Here is a 23226-nt window from a genome sequence, read left to right as displayed (position 1 = left end):
TTTGCCCCCGAACCGGCCATCGTGGTCGGGCAAGAGGAGAACGCGACCATGGACAAGGATCGTATCGCCGGTGCCGGCAACCAGGTGAAGGGCAGCATCAAGCAGGGCGTCGGTGAGCTGACCGGCGACGCGAAGCTGCAGGCCGAGGGCATGGCCGACAAGGCGAAGGGCAAGGCGCAGAGCGCCGTGGGCGGCGCCAAGGATGCGGCGCGCGATGCCGTTGACGGCAAGGACCGCGTCTGACCGATGACGGTCCAGGCCCGTCTCGGGCCTGGCGGATGGGGCCCGGGGAAGGCAGCGCCTTCCCCGTTTCCTTTCCACGAAAAAGGCCCGGGGAGTTTCCTCCCCGGGCCTTTCTCATGCCCGCCTCGCGGCGGAAATTGCTGTTCGCGCGCCTTACGGCACGACTCAGCGGCGCAGGCCGAGGCGCCCGATCAGGCTCTCGTAGCGCTTCACATCCTTCCGCTTCACATAGTCCAGCAGGCCACGGCGCTGGCCGACCAGCACCAGCAGGCCGCGCCGGCTGTGGAAGTCCTTCGGGTGGGCCTTCAGGTGTTCCGTCAGCATGGCGACGCGCGCGGAGATCAGGGCGACCTGGACCTCCGGGCTGCCGGTGTCGCCCGGCTTGGTGGCGTATTCCTTGATCAGGGCCGCGCGGGCCTCTGCCGTCATGGTCGACATCATCGATCCTTCCAGGTGTGGGTTAAGCTTCGTCCCTGACCTGGATCCAAGGGCCGTCGGGATGGCCGAGCTGGATCAGCCGCTCGGGCTGCATCCAACCGCCTTCCAGCCGGCACAGGCCGAGGAGACGCTCCCCCGCCATCGCGCGCAGCAGGCCCCCTTCGGGGTCCGCCTCGCGGGGAATCCTGCCCATCAGGTCCACCAGGCTGATCGCCTGGCCCTGCATGAGGCGGGTGGCCTCCTCTCCATTGACGGCCAGTGCCGGGATGTCGGCCAGCGCGGTCGTCACGGGAAGAAGGAGGTCCGGGGAAGGGGACGGCGTATCGCCGGTTCCGAGCAGGCTGTCCAGGGAAATCGCATGCGCTTCCCGGAAGGGTCCGACCCGCAGCCGGCGCAGGGCTGTGATATGGCCGACCGAGCCCACGGCCTGCGCCACGTCGCGCGCGAGGGAGCGCATATAGACGCCTTTGCCGCTCTCGACATGGAAGATGGCGGTGTCGATGTCCGGCCGCGCGATCAGGTCGAAGCGGTCGATCCGCGCGGGGCGCGGCGCGATCTCCACCAGCTGACCCTCGCGAGCCAGGTCATAGGCGCGCTCGCCGCCGATCTTGATGGCGGAATAGGCGGGCGGAACCTGCATGATGTCGCCGCGGAAGCGCGGCAGCACGGCCTCGATCTCGGCATCCGTGGGGCGGACGTCGCTGGTGGCGGTCACCTTGCCATCGGCGTCGTCGGTGTCCCGCGCCTCCCCGAACTTCAGGGTGAAGTGGTAGCTCTTGGTGCCGTCCATCACATAGGGGACGGTCTTGGTCGCGGCGCCGAAGGCGACCGGCAGCAGGCCGGTGGCCAGCGGATCGAGCGTGCCGCCATGGCCCGCCTTCTGCGCCTGGAAGGCGCGCTTCACCTTGTTGACGACATCCGTGGAGCCGATGCCCGACGGCTTGTCCACGATCAGCCAGCCATCGAGCGGCCTGCCCTTGGGCTTCCTGTTGGGGCGGTGGCGGTTGGGCGGGCTCACGTTGCGTCGTCGTCCTGGCGTTCGGGGGTCGTGGCGGGCTTCGGCTGCAGATCCTGCTGCACCTCCGGCCGCTGCATGACCTTGCTGATGTGCATGGCGTAGTCGAGCGCGGTGTCCGGCTGGAAATGCAGGTCGGGGGCGAATTTCAGCCGCACCGCGCGGCTGACCTGGGTGCGGAGGAAGGGCGAGACGCGCCTGAGGCCGGCGAACTGCGCCGGCGTCAAATCCTTGCCGAGCCCGCTGACGAAGGCCGTCATGTGCTTGAGGTCGGGGGAGGCGCGGACCTCCGTCACCGTCACATGCAGCCCGTGCAGGTCCGGGTCGCGGAATTCCTCCCGCGCGAAGACGGCGGCGAGCGCGTGGCGCACCTCCTCCGCCACGCGGAGCTGGCGCTGGGAGGGGCCCTGCGGGCCCTCGCGGCGGGGGGAGGGGCGGCTCTCGCGCCGCGCCTCGGTGGGCGGTGCATTCCCGGATCGGCGGGCCATGCTGGTCATTCCTTCAAGAAGTCTCGGCCAACGCAAAGGGGGCGCGGCGTCTCCGCCGCGCCCCCTGCTGCCGAGCCGTTAGGGCGTCAGAGCGTGCCGGCGACCGTCTCGGTCTCGTAGCACTCGATCTGGTCGCCGACGCGGATGTCGTTGTAGTTCACGAAGGACATGCCGCATTCGTAGCCGTTGGTCACTTCCTTCACGTCATCCTTGAAGCGGCGCAGCGTGCTGAGCTCGCCCTGGTGGATGACAGTGCCGTCGCGCAGCAGGCGGACGCCGCAGCCGCGCTTGACCACGCCTTCGGTTACGCGGCAGCCCGCCACGTTGCCGATGCGCTTGACCTCGAAGACCTGCAGGATCTGGGCGTAGCCCAGGAACTTCTCCCGCTGCACCGGCGCCAGCTTGCCGCGCACCAGCTCCTCGATGTCGTCCGCCACCTCGTAGATGATGGAGTAGTAGCGGATCTCGACGCCGTCGCGCTGCGCCATCTCCCGCGCCTGGGTGGTGGCGCGGACGTTGAAGGCGACGATGACGGCGTTGGAAGCCTTGGCGAGCTGGATGTCGCTCTCGGTGATCTGGCCGACGGCGCTGTGCAGGACACGGACCCGCACCTCGTCGTTGCCGAGCTTGCCGAGGGTGACGCCGATGGCTTCCGCGCTGCCCTGCACGTCCGCCTTGCAGACGACGGCCACTTCCTTCTGCTGCCCCGCCTGGATGCGCGCCAGCATGTCGGTCAGGCTGCCGCGGCCGGCGCTGATCGCCGCCACCTGCTTCTCCCGCAGCTTGCGCGTGCGGAATTCGGAGATCTCGCGCGCCTGCGTCTCGTCCTTCACCGCGACGAAGTTCTCGCCGGCGGTGGGGACGCCCGAGAGGCCCAGGATCTCGACCGGCAGGGATGGGCCGGCTTCCTTCACCTGGCGTGCCTTGTCGTCCAGCATCGCGCGCACCCGGCCCCATTCGGCGCCGGCCACGACGATGTCGCCCGTCTTCAGCGTACCCTTCTGGACCAGCACGGTCGCCACCGGACCGCGGCCGCGGTCGAGGCGGCTTTCGATCACGGTGCCTTCGGCCGCGCGGTCCGGATTGGCGCGCAGGTCCAGGATTTCCGCCTGCAGCGTGATGGCCTCGAGCAGCTTGTCGAGGTTGAGCTTCTGCGTGGCGGAGACCTCGATCTCCTGCGTCTCGCCGCCCAGGCTTTCCACCACGATCTCGTGCTGCAGCAGTTCCTGCTTCACGCGCTCGGGGCGCACGCCCGGCTTGTCGATCTTGTTGATGGCCACGATGATCGGCACGTCGGCCGCCTTGGCGTGGCTGATCGCCTCGATCGTCTGCGGCATCACGCCGTCATCCGCCGCCACGACCAGCACGACCATGTCGGTCACGCTGGCGCCGCGGGCGCGCATGGCGGTGAAGGCCGCGTGGCCCGGCGTGTCGATGAAGGTCACCTTCTCGCCGGTCGGGATCGTCACCTGGTAGGCGCCGATATGCTGGGTGATGCCGCCGGCCTCGTGCGCCGCCACATCGGCGCGGCGCAGCGCGTCCAGCAGGCTGGTCTTGCCGTGGTCGACATGGCCCATGATGGTGACGACCGGCGCGCGCGGCTCCAGGTCGACATCCGTGTCCTCGTCGCCCTCGATGCCGATCTCGACATCGCCTTCCGCCACGCGCTTCACGCGGTGGCCGAATTCCTGGACGATCAGCTCCGCCGTGTCGGCGTCGATGGACTGCGTCAGCGTCGCCATCACGCCCATGCGGAACAGGGCCTTCACCACCTCGCCGCCACGCGCGGCCATGCGGTTCGCCAGTTCCTGCACGGTGATGGTTTCCGGCACCACCACGTCGCGGACCACGCGCTCGGCGCCGGAGCGCAGGCGCGCCAGTTCCTGCTGCCGCCGCTCACGCTCACGGGCGCGGCGGACGGAGGCGATGGAGCGCGTGCGCTCATCCTCGCCCTCGATCGCCGCATTGACGTCGATGCGGCCTTCGCGGCGCCGGTCGGACGGTGCGAGGGTCTTCTTCGGCGGCGGCGCGACGGGCTTCTTGGCGCCGGGCGGGCCGACCATGCCGGGGCGGCGGACGGGGCGCGATTCCTCGTCATCCTCCCGCGGCGAGCGCGCCTTCAGCGTCAGCTTGGCGGCGGGCGCATCCGGCGGCGGCACGTTGGGCGGCACGTTCGGCGGGGCGCCGGGCGGGCCGGCCGGGCGGCGCGGGCCGATGGAGGTCGGCACCGGGCCGGGGCGGCCGGTGCGCAGCGGCGGCGCCATCGGGCGCGGCGGGCCACCGGCGCGGTCGCCATAGCCGGGGCGAGCGCCGAAACCCGGGCGCGGGCCGCCGTCGCGGGACGGGCCATCACCCTGGCGGGGCGGCGGGCCATCGCGGCGGGGCGCGGGGCCGGAGGGCTCCGGCCGGCGCGCCATCGGCGCGGGCGGGGCCTGCGGGCGGGGGGGAGCCACGGGCTGGGCCGGTGCCGGGGCCGGCGCCTGCGGGGCGGCGGCCACGGGCGCGCTTTCCTCGACCGGGGCGGGCGGCGGCGCACGGCGCGCTTCCTCGGCGGCGCGGCGCGCCTCCTCGGCGGCCAGGCGCTCCTCATCCTCGGCGCGGCGACGCTCCTCCTCGGCGCGGCGGGCCGCTTCCTCGGCGGCGGAGCGCAGCTGGAGCGCCTGGCGCTCCCGCTCCTCCCGCTGGCGCTGCGCCTCGACGCGGCGCTGCTCCTCCAGCACGCGCTGGCGCATGGCGACTTCCGCCTGCGTCAGCGGGCGGCCGGCCGCGGCGGGCGGCTTGCCCGCCGGCGTGGCATTGCCGGTGCGCGGCGGCCCGCCCACGGCGGGGCGAGGCCCGCCGGGCTGGGCGCCGGCCGGCGCGGCCGCCGCTGGCGTCGCACCCGGCTTGGCCGGGGCCACGGGTGCGGTGGGGGCGCGCTTCTTCAGCACCTCCACCTGCACCACCTTGCTGCGGCCATGGCTGAAGGACTGGCGCACGCTGCCAGCGTCCACCGTCTTGCCCAGCTCCAGGCGGCCGCCGGGCCGTAGGGAAAGCCGGCCCTTTGCCGCATCCTGGTCGTTCTGGTCGCTCATCCGCCGATCCGAACCCGATCTCTCGTCCGTCATGTCTCGCCGCGTGTTGAACGCGGCACCCTGTGCAGTCCGCGCAAGCGCGGGTGAAGTCGGTCCCCGCCCCGGCAACCCGGGACGCGGTATTCAGTCCCCGGCCTTGGCCGGGGGGGGTGTTGCCTCGGGCGGCGCGCCCGGCGCGTCCCCCTGTCTTGGCCCCGCGGCGGCAACGCCCACGAGCCGTGCGGCTTCCGCCGCGATCCCGTCCGCCAGCTTCCCTGGCGCAATCACAACATGCACCGCCCGGTCCCGCCCGAACAGCGCCCCCAGCTCCGCCGCGTTCAGCGGCGCCACCGAGGCGACCCGCCGCAAGCCGACGAGCCTCTCACGTTCCGCCAGGCTGCCATCGGAAGCCTGGACCACCAGGCCGGCATTGCCGGCCTGCAACATCTCCCGCGCCGCCTGCCAGCCGCTGACGGCCTGCCCGGCGCGACGGGCGAAGCCGATGAGGTCGCGGACGCGCCCCCGAAGGCCGTCCTCGATCCGCGCGCGAAGGTCGGGGGGCACGTGCACCGAACCACGCGCGGCCTTGGCGAAGGCCCCACGGGTCGCGGCCCGTTCTATCACATCGGCCTTCGCGCTCAACCACATTCCCCGGCCCGGCAGCCGTCCCGCGAGGTCGCAGACGACAAGCCGGTCCGGCGACAGCACGAAGCGCAGCATCGCTTCCTTCGGCAACCGCTCCCGCGTCACGAGGCAGCGGCGCAGCGGGCCCTTCTCGGGCTCCTCCGCGTCATCCGCCCCGTCCTCGCCGGGTTCGGTCGCCGCCAGGGCGGGCTGATCCTCGATCAGCCGAGCCGGCGCCGCGTCCTCGATCGGCTGCGGCGTCGTGTCAGGCGTTGCGCTCGTCGCCCTGCTCCTCATCCGCGGCGCCTTCTTCGGCACCTTCCTCGGCGCCTTCGGCATCCGCCTCGGCGTCAGCCCCCTCGGCTTCCGCCTGCGCCGCCATGGCGCCGACCACATCCTCGTCGCCGAACCAGCCAGCGGACTGGCGGGCGGCCAGGATCACGGCATTGGCCGTATCCTCGTCCACCGCATCCGTGCCCAGGATCTCGATCAGCTCGTCGCCTGCCAGGTCGGCCAGGTCGTCGAGCGACTTCACGCCCTTCTCGCCCAGCGCCACCAGCATGGCGGGGGAGAAGCCGCCGACCTCGGCGACCGCGTCCTCCACCCCCATCTCGCGACGCTTCTCGTCCAGTTCAAGGTCGCGCTTGTCGAGGAAGGCCTGCGCGCGGCGCTTCAACTCGGCCGCGACATTCTCGTCGAAGCCTTCGATCCCCGCGAGTTCCTCGTCATCGACGTTGATGATGTCCTCGATGGAGCCGAAGCCCTCGGTCACCAGCAGGCCGGCGATGACGTCATCGACGTCCAGGCCCTCGACGAAGAGGCCGGAGCGCTTGCGGAAATCCTCCTGCCGGCGCTCGGATTCCTCGGCCTCCGTCAGGATGTCCACGTCATAGCGCGTCAGCTGGGAGGCCAGGCGGACGTTCTGGCCGCGGCGGCCGATGGCCAGGCTGAGCTGGTCGTCCGGCACCACGACTTCCACGCGCCGCGCATCGTCGTCCAGCACCACCTTGGTGACCTCGGCGGGGGCGAGGGCGTTGACGATGAAGGTCGCCTGGTCCTGCGACCAGGGGATGATGTCGATCTTCTCGCCCTGCAGTTCCTGCACCACCGCCTGCACGCGCGATCCGCGCATGCCGACGCAGGCGCCGACGGGGTCGATGGAGCTGTCGCGGGAGATCACGGCCATCTTGGCGCGGGAACCGGGGTCGCGCGCCACCGCCTTGATCTCGATGATGCCGTCATAGATTTCCGGCACTTCCTGCGCGAAAAGCTTCGCGAGGAAACCCGGATGGGTGCGGCTGAGGAAGATCTGCGGGCCGCGCGGTTCCTCCCGCACGTCGTAGATGTAGGCGCGCACGCGGTCGCCGTTGCGGAAGGCTTCGCGCGGGATGGTCTCGTCGCGGCGCAGCAGGGCCTCCGCGCGGCCGAGATCGACCATCAGGTTCCCGTATTCGGTCCGCTTGACGACGCCGTTGATGATCTCGCCGACGCGGTCCTTGTACTCGTGGTACTGCTTGCTGCGCTCGACCTCACGGACGCGCTGCACGATGACCTGCTTGGCGGTCTGGGCGGCGATGCGGCCGAAATCGATCGGCGGCAGCGGATCGACGATGAATTCGCCGATCTGGATGCCGGGCTTGATCTTCTGGGCGATGCGGAAGGAGAGCTGCGTCGCCTCGTTCTCCACGGGCTCGGCTTCCACCACCTCCGTCCAGCGGGAGAGGCGGACCTCCCCGCTCTTGCGGTCGATGGTGGCGCGGATGTCCTTCTCATGCCCGTATTTGGCGCGGCCGGCCTTCTGGATGGCCTGCTCCATCGCCTCGAGCACCTCGTCCCGCTCGATCATCTTCTCCCGCGCGACCGCATCGGCCACCTGCAGGAGTTCCGGGCGCGCGATCGCGACATCCATCGCCATGGCGTCAGTTCCTCTTGGGTTTGCGGCCGCGGGGGGGCGCCCCTTCGGCCTTTTCCTCGACGGCCTCCGGCTCGGCATCCTCGGCCGGCACGGTGGTCGCCGCAATCAACTCATCGGTCAGCACCAGCTTGGCGCGGCGGATATTGCCGCGCGGCAGGTCGAGCTGCGTGCCATCCTCCAGCCGCAGCCGCGCCGTCTCCGCATCCGCACCCAGCGCCAGGCCGCGGAAGCGCTTGCGGCCATCCTGCGGCACGACCAGCTCGACGGTCGCCAGGTGGCCGGCGAAGCGGTTCCAGTCCTTGGCGCGGGTCAGCGGGCGGTCGATGCCGGCGGAGGACACCTCCAGCATCCATTCGCCCTTGATCGGGTCTTCCACGTCCAGCACGGCGCCGACGGAATGGCTGATGGTCTCGCAGTCATCGACGGTGAAGGGTGCCTGGTCGGCCCGGTCGGCCATGATCTGCACCACCGGCCGTTCCTTGCCGCTGACCTGCACCCGCACGAGTTCGTAGCCGAGCTGACCCAGCGTCGGCAGGATCGCCGTGGCGATGCGGGCCTCCAGGCCCTCATGATGCGGAAGGTCTTCGTCCATTGCGCGTTCCAGGCCGACGCGCCCGGGGCCACAGGAAGCGGCCAACAAAAAAGGCGGCCCGTTTCGGGGCCACCTCCCGGTCTCGTCGGAAAGCGATCTCTCGGATGTCATATAGACCTGGGCCGTGGCGGCTGCAAGCTGGGCGTGCAGCGGGCCATCAGCGCATCCGGCCGATGACGCGGCCGAGGTGGGCCAGTGTCCGATTTGTCACGGGCCATCACCGCTCTGGCGCTTCCGGCGCTGCGAGCGGAAGGTCGGTGAAGCCTGCGTCAAGGCAGGCTTGGTGAAGCTGCGTGGAGACGAAGTAGGTCTCTCGCCAGTTCGCGTCGCGGAACAAATGCACGCCGTCAACCGGCAGATCGTCCCGGAGTGCGAAGGCGCGGGGTGTGGGGAAGATTTCGACGCTGTTGGCATACGGCTTCGGCTGACGGAACAGGAAGACACCCATGGCATCCAGGTCAAAGGCCGGGAGGCGGCGGATGATGTCGACGTAGAAATAGTCCTGCGGTGCCGGTTGCTTGCGGCGGCCTTCGAGATGAATGGGCAGGACGTCCAGGGCTGCGGCATCGAAGCGCAGCCAGATGTCCAGCAGCGAGCGGGGCAGGATGTGGGTGCCGTAATAGCACGGGCAATCGAGCACCGTGGTCATGCGACGAAAGGAGAGCCCGGGGCCCAACATCAAGCGGGGGGCCGGGCGGGACCGCATGGGCTCCCACCCTCTGCCATCCCCGGCGTCGTAAGCTGGGGAGGCCTCGCCCGGTGCGAATACGACCTGCGACGTCACCCTTCGCTGCATGACGAAGAAACGGCGGTTCATCGCTGGGACCGGATCAATGACCGGACGCACGCTCTCTGCGCGATTGTACTGCGTGATCCGGGTCTTGAGGTACCGGCGGAACAATTCGCCGCGCTCCTCCCCCTCATCGGGCCCGGCATCGAGGGCGTCACGGGCGCGGCACAATTCCTCATAGGCGTCTTTGGCGATGCTCATGTGGCGTTCCCCGGCGTGGCAGCCTCGACCGCCCATTGGAGCGCTGGGATGCGGGCGGCCCTGTCGGCCAGGATCACCATCGCCATCAGCCGAGACATGCACCCTCCGCCCCTGTCTGCTGACGACTCCCTACGACATCCGATGCCGTATCGGAACCATCGGCGGGCGGGCGCGCGCTACTCCGCGCCGGGCGGCGTCGGCACCCGGGCCAGATGCGTCACGCGGCGGCGGCCATGGGCGCGGGGGGAGAGCTTCTCCCCATGCAGGCGGTTGTCGAAGACCCTCGCGCCGCCGCGGGCGACTTCCACCAGGCAGAAATGCCCGGTGACGCGGGCCAGCCACCAGCCCTCGGGCAGGCCCTCCCGCACCGCGCGGGTGAGCGTCTTGCGGCCCTCGACCGGATGGGGCTCGGCAGTCACGCCGGCGAGGTCCAGCGCGCCGACCAGGTCGCGCCACCAGGCCGTCACCACCTCCCGCCCCGGCGGGTAGCGATCCGGCGCCACCCGGGCCAGCAGGTCGCAGGCGCTGGCATAGTCGAGGCCCGCGGCGGTCGCGACGGCGGTCGGGCCGCACCAGGGGGCATAACCGCCGCGCTCACCGGCGAAATCCTCCGGGCGGCGCAGGCGGCGCGGGCGAAGATCATTGGCGGGCGGCGGCAACATGGCAGGGGCCCCGAATGGCGAGGGCCTCACGATAGCGTGAATTATACAATCACACAATCGCGATCTGGCGCGGGACGCGCGATCAGACCTTGCGGAAAATCCACCAGATCGGCTGCCGGCCTTCCCGCCTTGCCTTGGCCTCGTACCGCGTCCCCGGCCAGCCGGCGGGGCGCTCTGCCGCATGGCGCTCGGCCTGGGTGAAGAGGCTGGTGCCGGCGAAAACCTCCTCCACCCAGGCCTGGTAGGTCGGGTCGTCGCTGGCGATACGCCATTCGCCGCCCGGCCGCAGCGCGCGGGCGACGAGGGTCAGCAGTTCCGGATGCACGAAGCGGCGCTTGGCGTGGCGGGACTTCGGCCAGGGGTCCGGGAACATCAGCATCAGCCGGTCGAGGCAGCCCTCCGGCAGCGCCTGCACCAGGTGCCGGGCATCGGTCGGCCAGAGGCGGAGATTGGCGGGCAGCGCGCCCGTGCCCTCCTCCCCCTCCGCCACCAGGCGCGTCAGCAGGGAGCAGAGGCCGTTCTCGAACACCTCGGAGGCGATGTAGGCGACCTCCGGATGCGCCGCGACCTGTTCCAGCGCGTGCTCGCCGCCGCCGAAGCCCACTTCCAGCCAGAGCTTCGCGCCCGGCATGCCGAAGGCCGAGAGCGGGTCCCGCGCCTGGTCGGGGGAGAGGCGCAGCCGCGGCAGGGTCACGTCCAGCAGGCGCTGCTGGCGCGGCCGCAGCGGGTGGCCGCGGCGGCGGCCATAGAGGCGGTCGGGCACGCCCTCGGCAAGCGGCGGACGGTCGGCGGTCATCGGTGGTTCCTGAACGAAAAAGGGGGCGGCGGGCCTGCGCCCACCGCCCCCAAGTCAAGCAAGGCCTGGAATCAGCGGCCGAAGGCGCGGCGGATCTCGTCGGCGAGGTCCGTCTTCTCCCAGGTGAAGGTGCCCTTCTCCGCATCCGGCGTGCGGCCGAAATGGCCATAGGCGGAGGTCGGCACGTAGATCGGGCGGTTCAGGTGCAGGTGCTCCCGGATCCCGCGCGGGGAGAGGTTCACCATGCCGTCGATCACCTTGGCCAGCTTCGCCTCATCCACGTCCTTGCCCGTGCCGTGAAGGTCGAAATAGACCGAGAGCGGCTTGGAGACGCCGATGGCGTAGGAGACCTGGATGGTGCAGCGATCCGCGAGGCCGGAGGCCACGACGTTCTTCGCCACGTAGCGCGCGGCATAGGCGGCGGAACGGTCGACCTTGGTCGGGTCCTTGCCCGAGAAGGCGCCGCCGCCATGGGGCGCCGCGCCGCCATAGGTGTCCACGATGATCTTGCGGCCCGTCAGGCCGCAGTCGCCGTCCGGCCCGCCGATGACGAAGGTGCCGGTCGGGTTCACGTAGAACTCGTTGTCCGGGCACATCCAGCCCTTCGGCAGGCTGGACTCCACGATCGGGCGCAGGATGCGCTTGATCTCGGCCTGGTCCAGCTGCTCCTCATGCTGCGTGGAGACGACGATGGAGGTGGCGCCCACCGGCTTGCCATCGACGTAGCGCAGCGTGACCTGGGACTTGGCGTCCGGCAGCAGGCCCTTGACGGAGACGTCGCCGGCGCGGCGCAGCTCGCTCACGCGGCGCAGGATCAGGTGCGCGTAGTAGAGCGGCGCGGGCATCAGCTCCGGCGTCTCGCGGCAGGCATAGCCGAACATGATGCCCTGGTCGCCGGCGCCTTCGTCCTTGTTGCCGGCGGCGTCGACGCCCTGCGCGATATGCGCGGACTGGGCATGCAGGTGGCACTCGATCTGGGCGTTCTTCCAGTGGAAGCCGTCCTGCTCATAGCCGATGTCATGGATCGCCATGCGGGCCAGGTGGATCAGCAGCTCCGGCGTCACGCTGCCGGGGCCGCGGGTCTCGCCGGCCAGCACCACGCGGTTGGTGGTGCAGAGCGTCTCGCAGGCCACGCGGGAATAGGGATCGGCCGAGAGGTAGGCGTCGAGCACGGTGTCCGAGATGCGGTCCGCCACCTTGTCGGGGTGGCCTTCGGAAACGCTTTCAGACGTGAAGAGATATTCGCCCTTATCGCGCATGGCTTGGTTCGGCCTCTTGTCGCGGGAGAGCCGGATTGCCCCGGCCTGGCAAGATTGGCCCGGCGGATCCGGGACGGGCGCGTATCGCAGTGCAAGATGGCGGGGTCAAGGCAGTTGGGCAGCCGCGAGGGGTTTCGATCGCGTCAGGGTTGTGGCCAGGGGTCGAGCAGCAGCCCTTGAAGGTCAGGCACCGCGCCCGGGATGGCGAGTTCCACCGGCGGCCTGCCGCGCGGATCGGCGTAGGCGCCGATGGGGTGCCAATCCGCCAGGCTTCGCCGGTGGCGGGGATGACGGACGGCGCCGGTGTTGATGGGGGTCAGCCGTGCAGCCGCGCCGTGGCGATCCAGCAGGCGCCGCAAGTCAATCCGCAGCGCCACCTGCGGGCGGGCCGGATCCGCGTTGCGAAGGCCTTCCAGCCGCGTGGGGTCGAGCCAGAAGAAGACATGGCCGTTGATATGACGACGCCATTGCGCGGCCGTGCTGCCACTGCCTTCCAGTGCCGGGACCAGCTTGCTGTCCCACATCTGCTGCCGCCGCAATTCGACTGTGCCATGGCGCGGGTGGTGCAGGGCAACGAAGCGGTCGCGATTGGCTTCCAGCAATTCGGTGGCCGCCGGTTCCGCCACCTCGAACAGCGCGACCAGGGCCTGGGCGCTGAGCAGGCCGTGGCGGCGGAGCATCGGCAGGGCGGCGCGGCTTGTCAGGTGCCAGGCCACGCCGCCGGTCTCGGCCACCAGCGCCGCAGCGTCCCAATTGCCCGGCATCAGCGCATGCCGAGCACATCCATCATGGAATAGAGGCCGGCGGGCTTGTCCTGCAGCCAGAGCGCCGCGCGGATCGCGCCCGTCGCGTAGGAACGCCGGTCGAAGCTGCGATGGGTGAGGGCGATCTGCTCCGTCCCGCTGGCAAAGAGAAGGGTGTGCTCCCCCACCACCTGGCCTCCGCGCAGCGCGGCGAAGCCGATCGGGCCGGTCTTGCGGGCGCCGGTATGGCCATCCCGGCCGGACTCGATCCCGACCTCCTCCAGGGTCTTCCCCCGCCCCTTGGCGACGGCGCGGCCCATGGCGATGGCGGTGCCCGACGGGGCATCCACCTTCTGGCGGTGATGCATCTCCAGGATCTCGGCGTCGTATTGCTCGGGCGGCAGGGTGGCGCCCATGCGTTCCGCGATGGCGAGCACCAGATTCACGCCGGTGGAGTAGTTGGCGGCGTAGCAGATCGGCGCGCGCCCGGCGGCGGCGGTGACGGCGGCCTCCTCCTCCAAGGTCAGGCCGGTGGTGCCCAGCACATAGGCGCGGCCCGCGGCGGCGGCGGCGGCGGCGTGGCCGGCGGCGGCGGAGGCGTGGGTGAAGTCGATCACCACGTCGCTGGCGGCGAACAGCGCGCTCGCATCCGGCAGCAGGGGGGCGGGCAGGCCGGCGGGGTCGGCGCCCGGACGGTCGATGCCCCCGGCGAGCGTCGCGCCGGCCTGCACCGCTTCCTCCGCCAGCAGCCGCCCCATGCGGCCGGCGATGCCACAGATGCCGATGCGGACCATGCGAACCCCCGTTTCCCGATCGCACAGGCTTCGCCCGCGCCGGGGGAGGGGTCAAGGTTTACAGGCTGATGACCTGCCCCGCGCCGATGGCCGCCAGGAAGGTGATGACCCCCGCCACCTCCACCCCCGGGGCGAGGGAGGCAGCGGCCAATCCTTCGGCCTTGAGCCCGGCCTCGCAGGCGATGAGGCGGATGCCGAGCTCGCGGGCGGCCTCCATCAGGGGGGCGATGCCGGCGACGCCACGGGATTCCAGCAGGGCCTCCCGCGCCTCCTCCACCAGGGGCGCGGTCGCCAGGAACAGGCGGCAGCCACCATTGGTGGCGAAGAGGGTGACGTCGCGCCCGACCGCCGCGGCGCCGGTGGCCAGCACCAGGGCGTAATGCGCGGCCTCATGGTCGCCGTGCCGCAGCAGGATGCCGAGGGGCTGGGTCAAATCGCGCAGGCCGGGGCGGTGGTCTCGGCATGGGCCGAGAGGTCGTGGATCGTCGCCGCCTCCCCGCACAGGGCGCAGGCGGGGTCGCGCTTCAGCTTCACGGCGCGGAAGCGCGCATCCAGCGCATCCCAGAGCAGCAGGCGGCCGGACAGATCCTCCCCGATGCCGAGGATGAGCTTCAGCGCCTCCGTCGCCTGCAGCGTGCCCATGACGCCGGTGACAGCGCCGAGCACGCCCGCCTCCGAACAGGTCGGCACGAGCCCTTCCGGCGGCGGTTCCGGATGCAGGCAGCGGTGGCAGGGATGCGGATGCCCGAGATGCGACTTGAAGACGGAGAGCTGGCCCTCGAACCGCAGCACGGCTGCCGAGACCAGCGGCCGGCCGAGCAGGTGGCAGGCATCGCCCAGCAGGAAGCGGGTGGCGAAATTGTCGGTGCCGTCGCAGACGAGGTCGTATTTCGGCACGTTCTCCCACGCCCAGGCGGCATCCAGCCGCCTGGCATGGACCTCCACCTTCACCTCGGGGTTCAGGGCGCCGATCGTCTCCGCCGCGCTGTCCGCCTTGTTGCGGCCGATGCGGGCGGTGACATGGGCGACCTGGCGCTGGAGGTTGGACAGTTCCAGCCGGTCATCATCGATGATGCCGAGCGTGCCGACGCCCGCCGCGGCCAGGTAGAGGGCGAGCGGCGAGCCGAGCCCCCCGGCGCCGACCAGCAGCACGCGGGCCGATCGCAGCCGCGACTGGCCGATGGCGCCCACTTCCTCCAGCAATATGTGCCGGGAGTAGCGGCGGAGCTCCGCATCCGTGAAGTCGAGGTCCATGCGGGTGATATGGGCGCGGGTCGGGGCCGGCTGCAAGCTGGGGCCTGCGTGGGCGGGCTGTGGCCTTCAGGTCACATAAATCTAAAGCCGATTTACCCTCTTATGCACGTTTAGCACCGTTTTCACGGGGTGGTTGGGCGGGATGGGCGATCCAGGGCGCGCGGAGTCCGGGCGCCTGATCTGTCGAACATACCGCGAACATATTCCGTTGCGCCATCATTTTCGTGAAAGCTCGAAAACCCCTGCCGGGGTTGGCGCGCTGCGCCGCGCGGGTTATGCCCCCGGCCCCGCCCCCTCGGACGGGCTCCCCCGCCGCGCGCCAACAGGGCCCGCGGGGGTTGCGCGCCCCGGCCCCGCCGGCGCGGCTGGGACCGCAGGTCCTGAACGGCACGGCCCGTCCTGGGTTAACGCCATGGTAGCAACCCCGGCGCCACATGCGCCGGCGATCGCAGGAGGTGATGGCGGAGCATGCGCATGCGGAAGCGCCTTGGGCTGGACGGCCGATTCTCGATGGGCCGCGTGCGGAGCCATGGTCGCTGGACGCTGCTGCTGCCGCTGCTGGCCGGGCTGATGGGCGCGCCCGCGCCCGCCGCCGCCCAGAATGGCTGCCCGGACGTGCTGCTGGGCGACAGCCTGGCGGTCGGCATGGCGCCCTTCGCCCAGGCCCAGGGATTCCAGGTGATCGCCCGTGGCGGTGCCGGCATCACCTGGCTGCGCCAGCAGGAACCCCGCTGCGCCCGTCGCCTGGTGCTGGTCTTCGGGACCAATGACCTCCGCGGCATGCGGAACGAGGAGGCGGATTCCTATCTCCGCCAGATCAGCGCGGTGATGGAACGCTGGCCGGCCGCGCGCATCATCTGGGCGACGCCCGGCTGCTTCAACCGCGACGCCCAGCTGGAACAGGGCAGCACGGCGCTGGACCGGATGCTGGCGCGCCGCGTGAACCAGGCCGATGACGCGCTGCGCCACCTGCCCGCGATCAATCGCGGGCGGGAGGCGCGTTGCACCTATGACTCGCATGACGGCGTCCACCCGACGGCGGAGTGGTACCGCAACTGGTGGACCGGGCTGATGCGGTCGATGGAGCGGACGCAGGTCGCCGGGGTGCGGTAGGGAGGCTTGGTTCCGCGAGGGAGTGTCCTCGCGGAACCAGGTGCAAGGCCGTCGGCGCGGTTGCGTGACCGATCGGGCCCTTGCCTGGTCGACCGGTCCGCCGCCCGCGATGCGGACAGCGGGAAAAGCAGTCGAGTTCCGAATGCCCATGCGGTATTCGATACGAAACGAGTTGTGGCGTGTCGGAGGCTCCTTGGCACCATGGCGAGCGATTCCGGCGATCCGGCATCAGGGTTGTTGACGGACAAGCTGCTCGATCATGTCGAAAAGGCGTTCGGGGACAACTACCGGAAGGAGATCGACCAGGAGGAGAATATCTGGCGATCGCTGCCGTTCTTCGCGGCGAGCCTTGCCCTGCAGCTTGCTGCGATCGTTGGCTTGGCGAGCAACCTTCCCGCATTGACCGCCGCGCTGTGGTGGGCCGTCGCAACCCTGCTCGGCTGTGTCGCACTCTCCAGCCTTGCCACGATCGGCTTCCTCGCGGCGTCGATCGCCCCAGCCAGGTTCCGCTACCTTGCCCCGGAGCCCGATCTTCGTACCTACGCGCTCAGCCTGGCCGCGGCGGAGGCGGCGCAGCGCGCGGCGACAGGCCAGACGGAAGCGGGCCCACCCCCGCCCGATGGCCTGACGGTCCTGAAGAACGAAATGGCACGGCAATATGCCGTCGCGACGCATAACAACCGGCTGATCAACCAGCGGCGGGCGACCCGCCGTGCCTGGGCGGGCCTCTGCATGCTGGCGTCTGTCCTTGCCACGCTCATACTGGTTGGCGTTACTGTGCATGCCCATATCAGCGTCGCGGATAACGACCACGCAGGAGCCCAGTCCCATGGCATCCACCCCGAACCGCGACGGCGGGATGACGGGCGAACCGTCCGGCCAGAAGAGGGGGAGCACGGAGGTGTCGCCACCCAGCAACCGCGCCTACCCAGCCCAGGTGCAACCTCCGGCGATGCGCGTCGTGAAGAAGGGCTGGTGGAGCGGCACGACCGAGAGCCGAGTCCTGGCAGCGGTTCTCGAGAAGGAGGACCTTAGGGATGGCTGAGCCCGCTTCCGGCGGAGGGCGGCCACCGGCTGCGCCAGCCGCTTCGCCTGCTGCTCCGGTGGCCACCACGCCAGCATCGCCTGAGAAAGCGCTGGCCACCATTCTGACGACCGCCCTGACACCGCCGCTGATGCAGGTCGCTCGGAAGATTCGTGGCGTTGAGAGCCTACTGAAGCGCGGGTAGCAGGCTACGGCGATTGACGACGACCGCCAAGCCGTCGGGTATGCCGGTCGCTCCACGGTCGGGCCTGGCGTCTATGCCATGGCAAGCGCCAAGCCAACCCGATCAGCATCCCGGGTCGCGCTGGCCTCTCGGAGGTCAACAGGCACCGCTGGCCAGTTCCGCCCCCGTCAGCGCGAAGATGACGCGGTGAGGGACCGCCTCCGCATCCGCCGCGCCGAGGGCCGCGAGGGCCGGGCGGTTTGTCGCCAGCGCGGCCTCCAGGGCGGGGACATTCAGCCCCTCCAGCAGCAGCAGCCCGGCGAAGCGTCCATCGCCGCGGCGTAGCGCCTTTTCCGCCGTGGCGACGCCGGTGCCGGCGGCATCGACCTCGATCAGGCGCGCGGCGCAGATGCGGTCCCCGGCGATGAGGGAGCGCAGCGAGTCCTGGTCCGGGCGGGGTGGCTCGTCCAGCCGCAGGGCCATGACGCAGCTGCCCTGGCCGCGCCCGGCCTCAGCCACCACCGCGCCGCCGCCGCGGGCGACATTGGTGACCCCGGCCATGATGCGCCGCGTCCAGGGCGTGGGGGCGTTCAGCCTGGCGAGGTAGGCCGCGCTGCCGACCACGGCGGGGCTGGCCAGGTCGTAGAGCATCAGGAAGCGGTTCGTGCCGGGTATCCCGGCCTGAAGGACCCGGACGCCGACGAAGCCGGGTGTGGAGACGCGTTCCTCCGTATGTTCGCGGGTCAGCCAGTGGAGGTAGTCCGTCGCCGCCTCGGGCGCGACGTCGCTCCAGATGGCCAGCATCCCCCGCGGCCCGGTCGTCATGCGCGGCCTGCCGAGAGGATGGCGCGGACGGCGTCCACCGCGGCCGGCACGCCGATGGCCTGCATCGCCCCGTCCCAGGCTTCCGCGACCGCGATCAGGGTTTCGGTGCCGGTCACGACGGGTAGGCCGTAGGCCGCGTCCAGGATTTCGGCGGATCGGCCGGCGGCCATGACCAGCAGGGCGAGGGCGAGGGCCAGCGCGGCGCCGCCTGCGGTGCGCGTGGCGCTGCGGGGTGAGAAGTCGTCCGGCACGCCGCGGGGCGGGGGGGTGTCGGCGGGCTGGAGCCAGGGCTGGCGCATCGCTTACTCCATCGGTCCCAAAACCTCGCGGTCCAGGGGCCCGAGGCCCCTGGCGGGGGGTGCAGGGGGGCGGAGCCCTCCTGCCATGTCGTCTGGCTCGGCGGCCTGCATCAGAACTGGAAATAGATGAACGGCGCCACGCCTTCCGGCGCCGCCAGCAGGATGCCCAGCAGCAGCGCCCCGAAGACCAGGCCGAGCACCATCGGGTGCAGCAGCGCCAGCGCCGCTTCGCTGCGCTGGCGGAGGTCGGCCGGCAGGAAGTGCAGGCCGAGACCGAGGCCGACGAAGGCCACCAGCCGCCAGGTCCAGGCCTCGCTCGGCGTCTCCAGGTCGATCAGCCCGGACGCCATGGCGCCCACCGTCGCCAGGTCCGGCGCGCGGAACAGCACGAAGGCGGCGACGACGATGTGGAAGGTGATGGCCCAGCGCAGCAGGCGGCCGGCCCAACTGGTCGGTGAATCCCGCAATCCCAGCGCCCTTTCGATGACCAGTGCCGCGCCGTGCAGGGCGCCCCAGGCAACGAAGGTCCAGGCCGCGCCGTGCCAGATGCCGCCCAGCACCATGGTCAGCATCAGGTTGCGGGCGGTGCGCGCTTCCGTGCCCCGGCTGCCGCCGAGCGGCTTGTAGAGGTAGTCCCGCAGCCAGGTGGACAGGGAGATGTGCCAGCGCCGCCAGAAGTCCGAGAGGGAGAGGGCGCGGAAGGGCTGGTCGAAATTCTTGGGGAAGTGGTAGCCGAGCAGCGCCGCGAGGCCGATCGCCATGTCCGAATAGCCGGAGAAGTCGCACCAGATCTGGATGGTGTAGCCATAGGCCGCGAGGGCGATGTCGAGCGCGCCGTAGGAGGCGGGATCGCGGAAGACCGGGTCCACGATGCCCGTCGCGATCTCGTTCGCCAGCACCATCTTCTTGAAGAGGCCGCCCAGGATCAGCAGCCCGCCCATGGCGAGCGGCACCCGCCAGCGGTCCGGCAGTGCCGCGACCTGGGGCAGGAAGTGGGCCGCGCGGACGATGGGGCCGGCGGCGAGGTGCGGGAAGAAGGTGAGGTAGACGAGGACGTTGAGCGGCGAGCGTTCGACCGCGACATCGCCCCGCCTGACATCCACCATGTAGGAGATGGCCTGGAAGCAGTAGAAGCTGATGCCGACGGGCAGCAGGATCTCCGGCGCGGGCAGGGGCGGCAGGCCGATGGCGACCGCGAGTGGCGTCGCCTCCCGCAGCAGGAAGCCGGTGTATTTGAAGTAGGCGAGCCAGCCGAGCATCCCGCCGACGCCTGCGATCAGCCAACCTTCGTCGCTCCGCACCTTGAGGCCGATGGCCCAGGCGAAGAGGCCCACGGCCAGGAGCGCCGCGCAGAAGGGGATGCTCCAGAAGGCGTAGAAGCAGAGGCTGGCGAGCAGCAGGAAGGGCCGGGTAGCGGCGGGGGCCAGGCGGACCAGCGTCCAGTGGATCGCGAAGACCGCGGCGAAGAACAGGGCGAAGACGCCCGTGGGGAAGAGCATGGCGGGTGGTCAGGCTCCGGGGGAGGCGCCGGCCAGGCCGGCACCGCGCAGGATGGCGGCGTGCAGCCGCTCGGCCGTCAGGCGGTAGCCCTCGGCGGTGAAGTGCACGAGGTCCCGCTGCATCAGGGGCTGGGCGCCGGCGGCCAGGCCGGGCAGGCGGCAGACATCCTGCGTCACCTCCGCCGACCAGTCGAAGAAGCCGACCCTGGTTTCCGCCACCGCGCGGCGCTGCGCGGCCTTGACCGTGGCCAGCGACACGAGCGGCGTCACGCCCCCGCAGCCCGAGGGCGCGCGGGCGGGCTGGCCGCGGCGGGCGGGCGCCGGGCGGGTGGGGCGGCCGGCATCGGGGACGCCCATCAGCATGATCCCGCTGCGCGGCAGGGCGGCGCGCAGCGTCCGGATGCGGCGGGTGAGCGCGGCGGCGTAGGCGTCCGCATCCAGGTCTCGGTCCGTCGCCTCGTTGGTCCCGTATTCCAGGATCACCAAGGCGGGCGGCGCCACGGCAAGCTCGCGGGCGAGGATGGAAGGGTCGCGGTTGTCGAGGGTGGCGAGCGTCGCGCCGTTGATGCCGAAGGCCTCCACCAGCACGCCGCGGCCGCGGCGCTCGATCCCCCAGCCCAGCAGGTCGATGGGCCCGTCGCCCACCAGTTCCAGCGCCATCTCCCTGGTGCCGGGGGAGACGAGGTAGCGCATCTGGCGGAGATCGGGCGCCGGCGTCGCGGTGGCATGGGCTGTATCCGGCGTGCCGGCGGCAAGCAGGCGGAAACTGCCGGAGGAGGGGCCGGTGGCGACGGTCAGGCTGATGCGGTCGAAGCCGCGCGGGTCGGTGGTGCGGAGCGTCAGCGTGTCGCCGGCGCGCGCGCCGGTCAGGCGGTAGCCCGTCAGGCCGAAGGGGCCGGGGCTGGTGCTGCGGAGCGCGTTCCGCGCCTCCCATTCCCCGTTCTGCGCGATGAAGAGGCCGGAGGGGTTCCAGAAGCGCTGGGCGCGGGCGGGGGGCAGGCGGCCGGGGCCGATGGCACCGTAGCGGGACTGGAACAACTCCCGCAGCCGCTCCGCCAGGATGGGGCCGGCGCTGTGGCTGTCGCCCAGCAGCAGGACCAGGGCGCGACCCTCCGCGCCGCCTTCCAGGGCGCGGAGCGCGGTGCCGATGGGGGCGAACGGATCGGGGCCGGCCGAGGCGGGCAGCAGGGCCTCGAAGGCCGGGTCGGGGGGCAGGGCGAGGCCTTCGGCCCAGCGCGCGGTCTCGGCCGGGGAGGGGGGGCGTTCGGCCCCGTCCCGGCCGCAGGCGGCCAGCATCGCGCCGAGGCCGAAGGTCGTCATCAGGCGCCGTCGGGCGAACATTGCGGTTGGCTGGTCCTTACCCATTAACCCTCTGCATGATATACCCGAATCCGATTCCTGCGAATTCGGAGTGCCTGCATGCGGGCTGGTCGGTGCCGGGTTTTCACCTCGCGGCGTGATGTCCTGTTCGGCGCGGCGGCAGGGCTGGTTTCGCTGCCGGGCCTTGCGCGCGCGGCGGCGACCGAAGGCGCCGCGCCGGCGGAGGGAAGCGAACGCAGCGCGCCGCAGCGGGTGGACCTGCTGTTCTGCGGCGACAGCCTGGCGCAGGGGATGTTCCTGTCGCTGCAACCCGCCATGCGGCGGCGGGAGCGGCTTCGCATCATCAACGGCACCCTTCACGCCACCGGCGTGACCCGCGGCGACGAATATGACTGGACCGCCGTGTCGCGGGACCTGGTGCAGCGGCACCAGCCGCACCTGGTCGTGTTCTGGATCGGCGCCAACGACTTCCGGCCGATGGTGGTCCGCGCGCTGCGCGCCCGCCACCCCTTCGGCACCGCGGCCTTCGCGGAACTCTACGGCCAGCGCGTGGCGGAAATGGTGGGGAACGCGGTGCAGGGCGGCGCGCGGGCGGTCTGGCTCGGCCTGCCCAACATGCGGGAGACGCAGTTCGCGGGCGCGGCGCGGCAGCTGAACGCGATCCAGCAGGCGGCGGCCGAAGCGGCGGGCGCGGTGTTCCTGCCGACCTGGGAAGCGACCAGCGACGCGCAGGGCCGCTACATGCCGGCGGTGGCGCTGGAACGATCGACCCAGACGATGCGGGCGGAGGATGGGGTGCACTTCACCCATTTCGGCTATCGCCGCATCGCCAGCCTGCTCTTCGATGCCGCCGGCCAGCGCTTCCCCGAACTCGCCCCCTGCCTGGGCCGCGTCAGCGAGGCCTGAGAGACCGCCTGAGAACACCGGACGGGTCGGCTCCGCGGGTCTTTTCCGCCGCTGCGGCGTCAGCGAACTTGCCGATGCAACCAGCATCGGCCGCGTCCGCTTCCTGGCAGCAACGAAAAATCCCCTGCGGATCCTCAGCCGCCGGCATTCTCAAACGGTCTCTGAACACGCGCTTGCCGCTGATCCGGCGGGCTCCCATCATTGCCTGAACAGCATGAGGGAGCAGGGACGATGATGCGGCGACGGAGCCTGTTGGCGGCGGCGTCCTGCCTGCCCGTGGCGGCGATCGCGCAGACGGCGCGGCCGGTGCGGATCCTGGTGCCCTTCCCCGGCGGCGGGACGATGGATCTGGTGGCGCGGCTCTTCGCGCCGACCATCGGGCAGCAGCTCGGCGCGCCCATCGTCATCGACAACCGGCCGGGCGGCGGCACCGTGATCGCGACGCAGGAAGCCGCACGGTCGGCGCCGGATGGCACGACGCTGCTGATGGCCTCCAACTCCTTCACCATCAACCCCTTCATCCAGCGCAACCTCCCCTATGACGGGGAACGGGACTTCGCGCCGCTCGCGCATGTGGCGGTGCTGCCGCACATGCTGGTGGTGCATCCCTCCGTCGGCGCGCGGGATCTGGCGGGGCTGGTCGCGGCATCGAAGCGCAGGCCCGGCGGGCTCAGCTACGCCACCTATGGCACCGGGACGTCGAACCACCTGAGCACGGAATTGCTGAAGGCGCGGACGGGGGGGGACTTCACCCATGTGCCCTATCGCGGATCGGGGCAGTGGCTGCCGGACCTGCTGGAGGGCCGCGTCCACATGGTGCTGGGCATCCTGGCGGAGGTGGTGCCGCCGGTGCGGGAAGGGCGGCTGACACCCATCGCGGTGGCGCATGCCGGGCGTGTGGCGGCAGCGCCGGAGGTGCCGAGCTTCGCGGAACTCGGCATGGCGGACTTCGCCTCCAACTCCTGGTTCGGCTTCTTCACCAATGCCGCGGTGCCGGAGGCGCAGCGCGCGCGGCTGGAGGCGGCGGTGCGGGCACCGCTGGAGCAGCCCGCGGTCCGGGCGCGCTTCGGGGAGCTGTGGATCGAGCCGACGGGGCAGGACGCGGCGGCCTTCGGCAACTTCCTGCGCAACGAACGCGCGCAATATGCGGAGGCCGTGCGGCTCGCGGGGCTGCAGCCGCAATAGGCGG

24 protein-coding genes are annotated in these 23226 nt (G+C 71.2%); 5 read left to right on the top strand and 19 right to left on the bottom strand.

The annotated features are described in order from the left end of the window. Positions 1 to 48 precede the first annotated feature (48 nt). A complete protein-coding gene (locus tag G3576_RS13340; RefSeq protein WP_164694878.1) occupies positions 49 to 243 on the top strand; it encodes a CsbD family protein in 195 nt (64 codons plus the stop codon). Positions 244 to 408: 165 nt separating this feature from the next. Here the strand turns inward: G3576_RS13340 and rpsO are convergent, their stop codons facing one another. The 15 genes from rpsO to G3576_RS13265 all read right to left on the bottom strand — a co-directional run bounded on the left by rpsO (position 409) and on the right by G3576_RS13265 (position 14867). Then, positions 409 to 681, bottom strand: a complete 273-nt coding sequence (rpsO, locus tag G3576_RS13335) for a 30S ribosomal protein S15 (protein ID WP_164694951.1) — start codon at positions 679 to 681, stop codon at positions 409 to 411. A gap of 22 nt (positions 682 to 703) precedes the next feature. Then, positions 704 to 1699 (bottom strand): tRNA pseudouridine(55) synthase TruB, encoded by a 996-nt coding sequence (gene truB, locus G3576_RS13330; protein WP_164694877.1) that lies wholly within the window; start codon positions 1697 to 1699, stop codon positions 704 to 706. Continuing rightward, positions 1696 to 2184, bottom strand: a complete 489-nt coding sequence (gene rbfA, locus G3576_RS13325; protein WP_164694876.1) for a 30S ribosome-binding factor RbfA — start codon at positions 2182 to 2184, stop codon at positions 1696 to 1698. Before rbfA ends, truB begins: the two co-directional genes overlap by 4 nt. An 86-nt stretch (positions 2185 to 2270) precedes the next feature. Further along, positions 2271 to 5258: a translation initiation factor IF-2 gene (infB, locus tag G3576_RS13320; RefSeq protein ID WP_164694875.1), complete on the bottom strand. Its 2988-nt coding sequence runs from the start codon at positions 5256 to 5258 to the stop codon at positions 2271 to 2273. A gap of 123 nt (positions 5259 to 5381) precedes the next feature. Beyond that, positions 5382 to 6158 carry an RNA-binding protein gene (locus G3576_RS13315; protein WP_164694874.1) on the bottom strand — a complete coding sequence of 259 codons (777 nt, stop codon included), beginning with the start codon at positions 6156 to 6158 and terminating at the stop codon, positions 5382 to 5384. After that, positions 6127 to 7770, bottom strand: a complete 1644-nt coding sequence (gene nusA / locus G3576_RS13310; RefSeq protein WP_164694950.1) for a transcription termination factor NusA — start codon at positions 7768 to 7770, stop codon at positions 6127 to 6129. Before nusA ends, G3576_RS13315 begins: the two co-directional genes overlap by 32 nt. Before the next feature lie 10 nt (positions 7771 to 7780). After that, positions 7781 to 8368 (bottom strand): ribosome maturation factor RimP, encoded by a 588-nt coding sequence (gene rimP / locus G3576_RS13305; protein ID WP_164694873.1) that lies wholly within the window; start codon positions 8366 to 8368, stop codon positions 7781 to 7783. A 217-nt stretch (positions 8369 to 8585) separates the two neighbouring features. Then, positions 8586 to 9359 carry an imm11 family protein gene (locus tag G3576_RS13300; protein ID WP_164694872.1) on the bottom strand — a complete coding sequence of 258 codons (774 nt, stop codon included), beginning with the start codon at positions 9357 to 9359 and terminating at the stop codon, positions 8586 to 8588. 176 nt (positions 9360 to 9535) lie between these two features. Next, on the bottom strand, positions 9536 to 10021 hold the full coding sequence (locus G3576_RS13295; RefSeq protein ID WP_164694871.1) for a hypothetical protein: 486 nt from the start codon (positions 10019 to 10021) through the stop codon (positions 9536 to 9538). Positions 10022 to 10103: 82 nt separating this feature from the next. Further along, complete coding sequence (gene trmB, locus G3576_RS13290; protein WP_164694870.1) at positions 10104 to 10817, bottom strand: tRNA (guanine(46)-N(7))-methyltransferase TrmB; 714 nt, start codon at positions 10815 to 10817, stop codon at positions 10104 to 10106. A 71-nt stretch (positions 10818 to 10888) separates the two neighbouring features. After that, a complete protein-coding gene (gene metK, locus G3576_RS13285; protein WP_164694869.1) occupies positions 10889 to 12076 on the bottom strand; it encodes a methionine adenosyltransferase in 1188 nt (395 codons plus the stop codon). Positions 12077 to 12219: 143 nt separating this feature from the next. Beyond that, positions 12220 to 12840: a DUF7002 family protein gene (locus G3576_RS13280; protein ID WP_164694868.1), complete on the bottom strand. Its 621-nt coding sequence runs from the start codon at positions 12838 to 12840 to the stop codon at positions 12220 to 12222. Then, complete coding sequence (gene dapB, locus G3576_RS13275; protein WP_164694867.1) at positions 12840 to 13613, bottom strand: 4-hydroxy-tetrahydrodipicolinate reductase; 774 nt, start codon at positions 13611 to 13613, stop codon at positions 12840 to 12842. Before dapB ends, G3576_RS13280 begins: the two co-directional genes overlap by 1 nt. A 58-nt stretch (positions 13614 to 13671) precedes the next feature. Further along, the gene (locus G3576_RS13270) at positions 13672 to 14046 is read right to left on the bottom strand and encodes a DsrE/DsrF/DrsH-like family protein (RefSeq protein ID WP_164694866.1); all 375 of its coding nucleotides are present in this window, start codon (positions 14044 to 14046) and stop codon (positions 13672 to 13674) included. Next, complete coding sequence (locus tag G3576_RS13265; protein ID WP_164694949.1) at positions 14043 to 14867, bottom strand: HesA/MoeB/ThiF family protein; 825 nt, start codon at positions 14865 to 14867, stop codon at positions 14043 to 14045. Before G3576_RS13265 ends, G3576_RS13270 begins: the two co-directional genes overlap by 4 nt. A gap of 474 nt (positions 14868 to 15341) precedes the next feature. Between G3576_RS13265 and G3576_RS13260 the strand changes: the two genes are divergently transcribed. Beyond that, positions 15342 to 15980 carry an SGNH/GDSL hydrolase family protein gene (locus G3576_RS13260; RefSeq protein ID WP_164694865.1) on the top strand — a complete coding sequence of 213 codons (639 nt, stop codon included), beginning with the start codon at positions 15342 to 15344 and terminating at the stop codon, positions 15978 to 15980. A gap of 201 nt (positions 15981 to 16181) precedes the next feature. Then, positions 16182 to 17015 (top strand): hypothetical protein, encoded by an 834-nt coding sequence (locus G3576_RS13255; RefSeq protein WP_164694864.1) that lies wholly within the window; start codon positions 16182 to 16184, stop codon positions 17013 to 17015. A gap of 329 nt (positions 17016 to 17344) precedes the next feature. Here G3576_RS13255 and G3576_RS13250 read toward each other — a convergent pair whose 3' ends face one another. From G3576_RS13250 to G3576_RS13235, 4 genes are all read right to left on the bottom strand, one after another. Then, positions 17345 to 18013, bottom strand: a complete 669-nt coding sequence (locus G3576_RS13250; protein ID WP_164694863.1) for a hypothetical protein — start codon at positions 18011 to 18013, stop codon at positions 17345 to 17347. Continuing rightward, positions 18010 to 18312, bottom strand: coding sequence for a hypothetical protein (locus G3576_RS13245; RefSeq protein ID WP_164694862.1), 303 nt, complete (start codon positions 18310 to 18312; stop codon positions 18010 to 18012). Before G3576_RS13245 ends, G3576_RS13250 begins: the two co-directional genes overlap by 4 nt. A 110-nt stretch (positions 18313 to 18422) precedes the next feature. Then, entirely contained in the window at positions 18423 to 19811 is a 1389-nt protein-coding gene (locus tag G3576_RS13240) for an MBOAT family O-acyltransferase (protein ID WP_164694861.1), read from the bottom strand. 9 nt (positions 19812 to 19820) lie between these two features. Beyond that, on the bottom strand, positions 19821 to 21131 hold the full coding sequence (locus G3576_RS13235; RefSeq protein ID WP_164694860.1) for a GDSL-type esterase/lipase family protein: 1311 nt from the start codon (positions 21129 to 21131) through the stop codon (positions 19821 to 19823). Positions 21132 to 21230: 99 nt separating this feature from the next. Here G3576_RS13235 and G3576_RS13230 point away from each other — a divergent pair, with 99 nt between their 5' ends. Beyond that, positions 21231 to 22037 (top strand): DUF459 domain-containing protein, encoded by an 807-nt coding sequence (locus G3576_RS13230; RefSeq protein ID WP_164694859.1) that lies wholly within the window; start codon positions 21231 to 21233, stop codon positions 22035 to 22037. A gap of 231 nt (positions 22038 to 22268) precedes the next feature. After that, positions 22269 to 23222 carry a Bug family tripartite tricarboxylate transporter substrate binding protein gene (locus tag G3576_RS13225; RefSeq protein WP_164694858.1) on the top strand — a complete coding sequence of 318 codons (954 nt, stop codon included), beginning with the start codon at positions 22269 to 22271 and terminating at the stop codon, positions 23220 to 23222. The last annotated feature ends 4 nt before the right edge of the window (positions 23223 to 23226 follow it).

Source organism: Falsiroseomonas algicola (genome assembly GCF_011040385.1).
In the GTDB taxonomy this organism is placed as follows: Bacteria; Pseudomonadota; Alphaproteobacteria; order Acetobacterales; family Acetobacteraceae; genus Falsiroseomonas; species Falsiroseomonas algicola.
The sequence above is the reverse complement of the archived record's forward strand: the minus strand, read 5'-3'. Positions and strand labels throughout refer to the sequence as shown.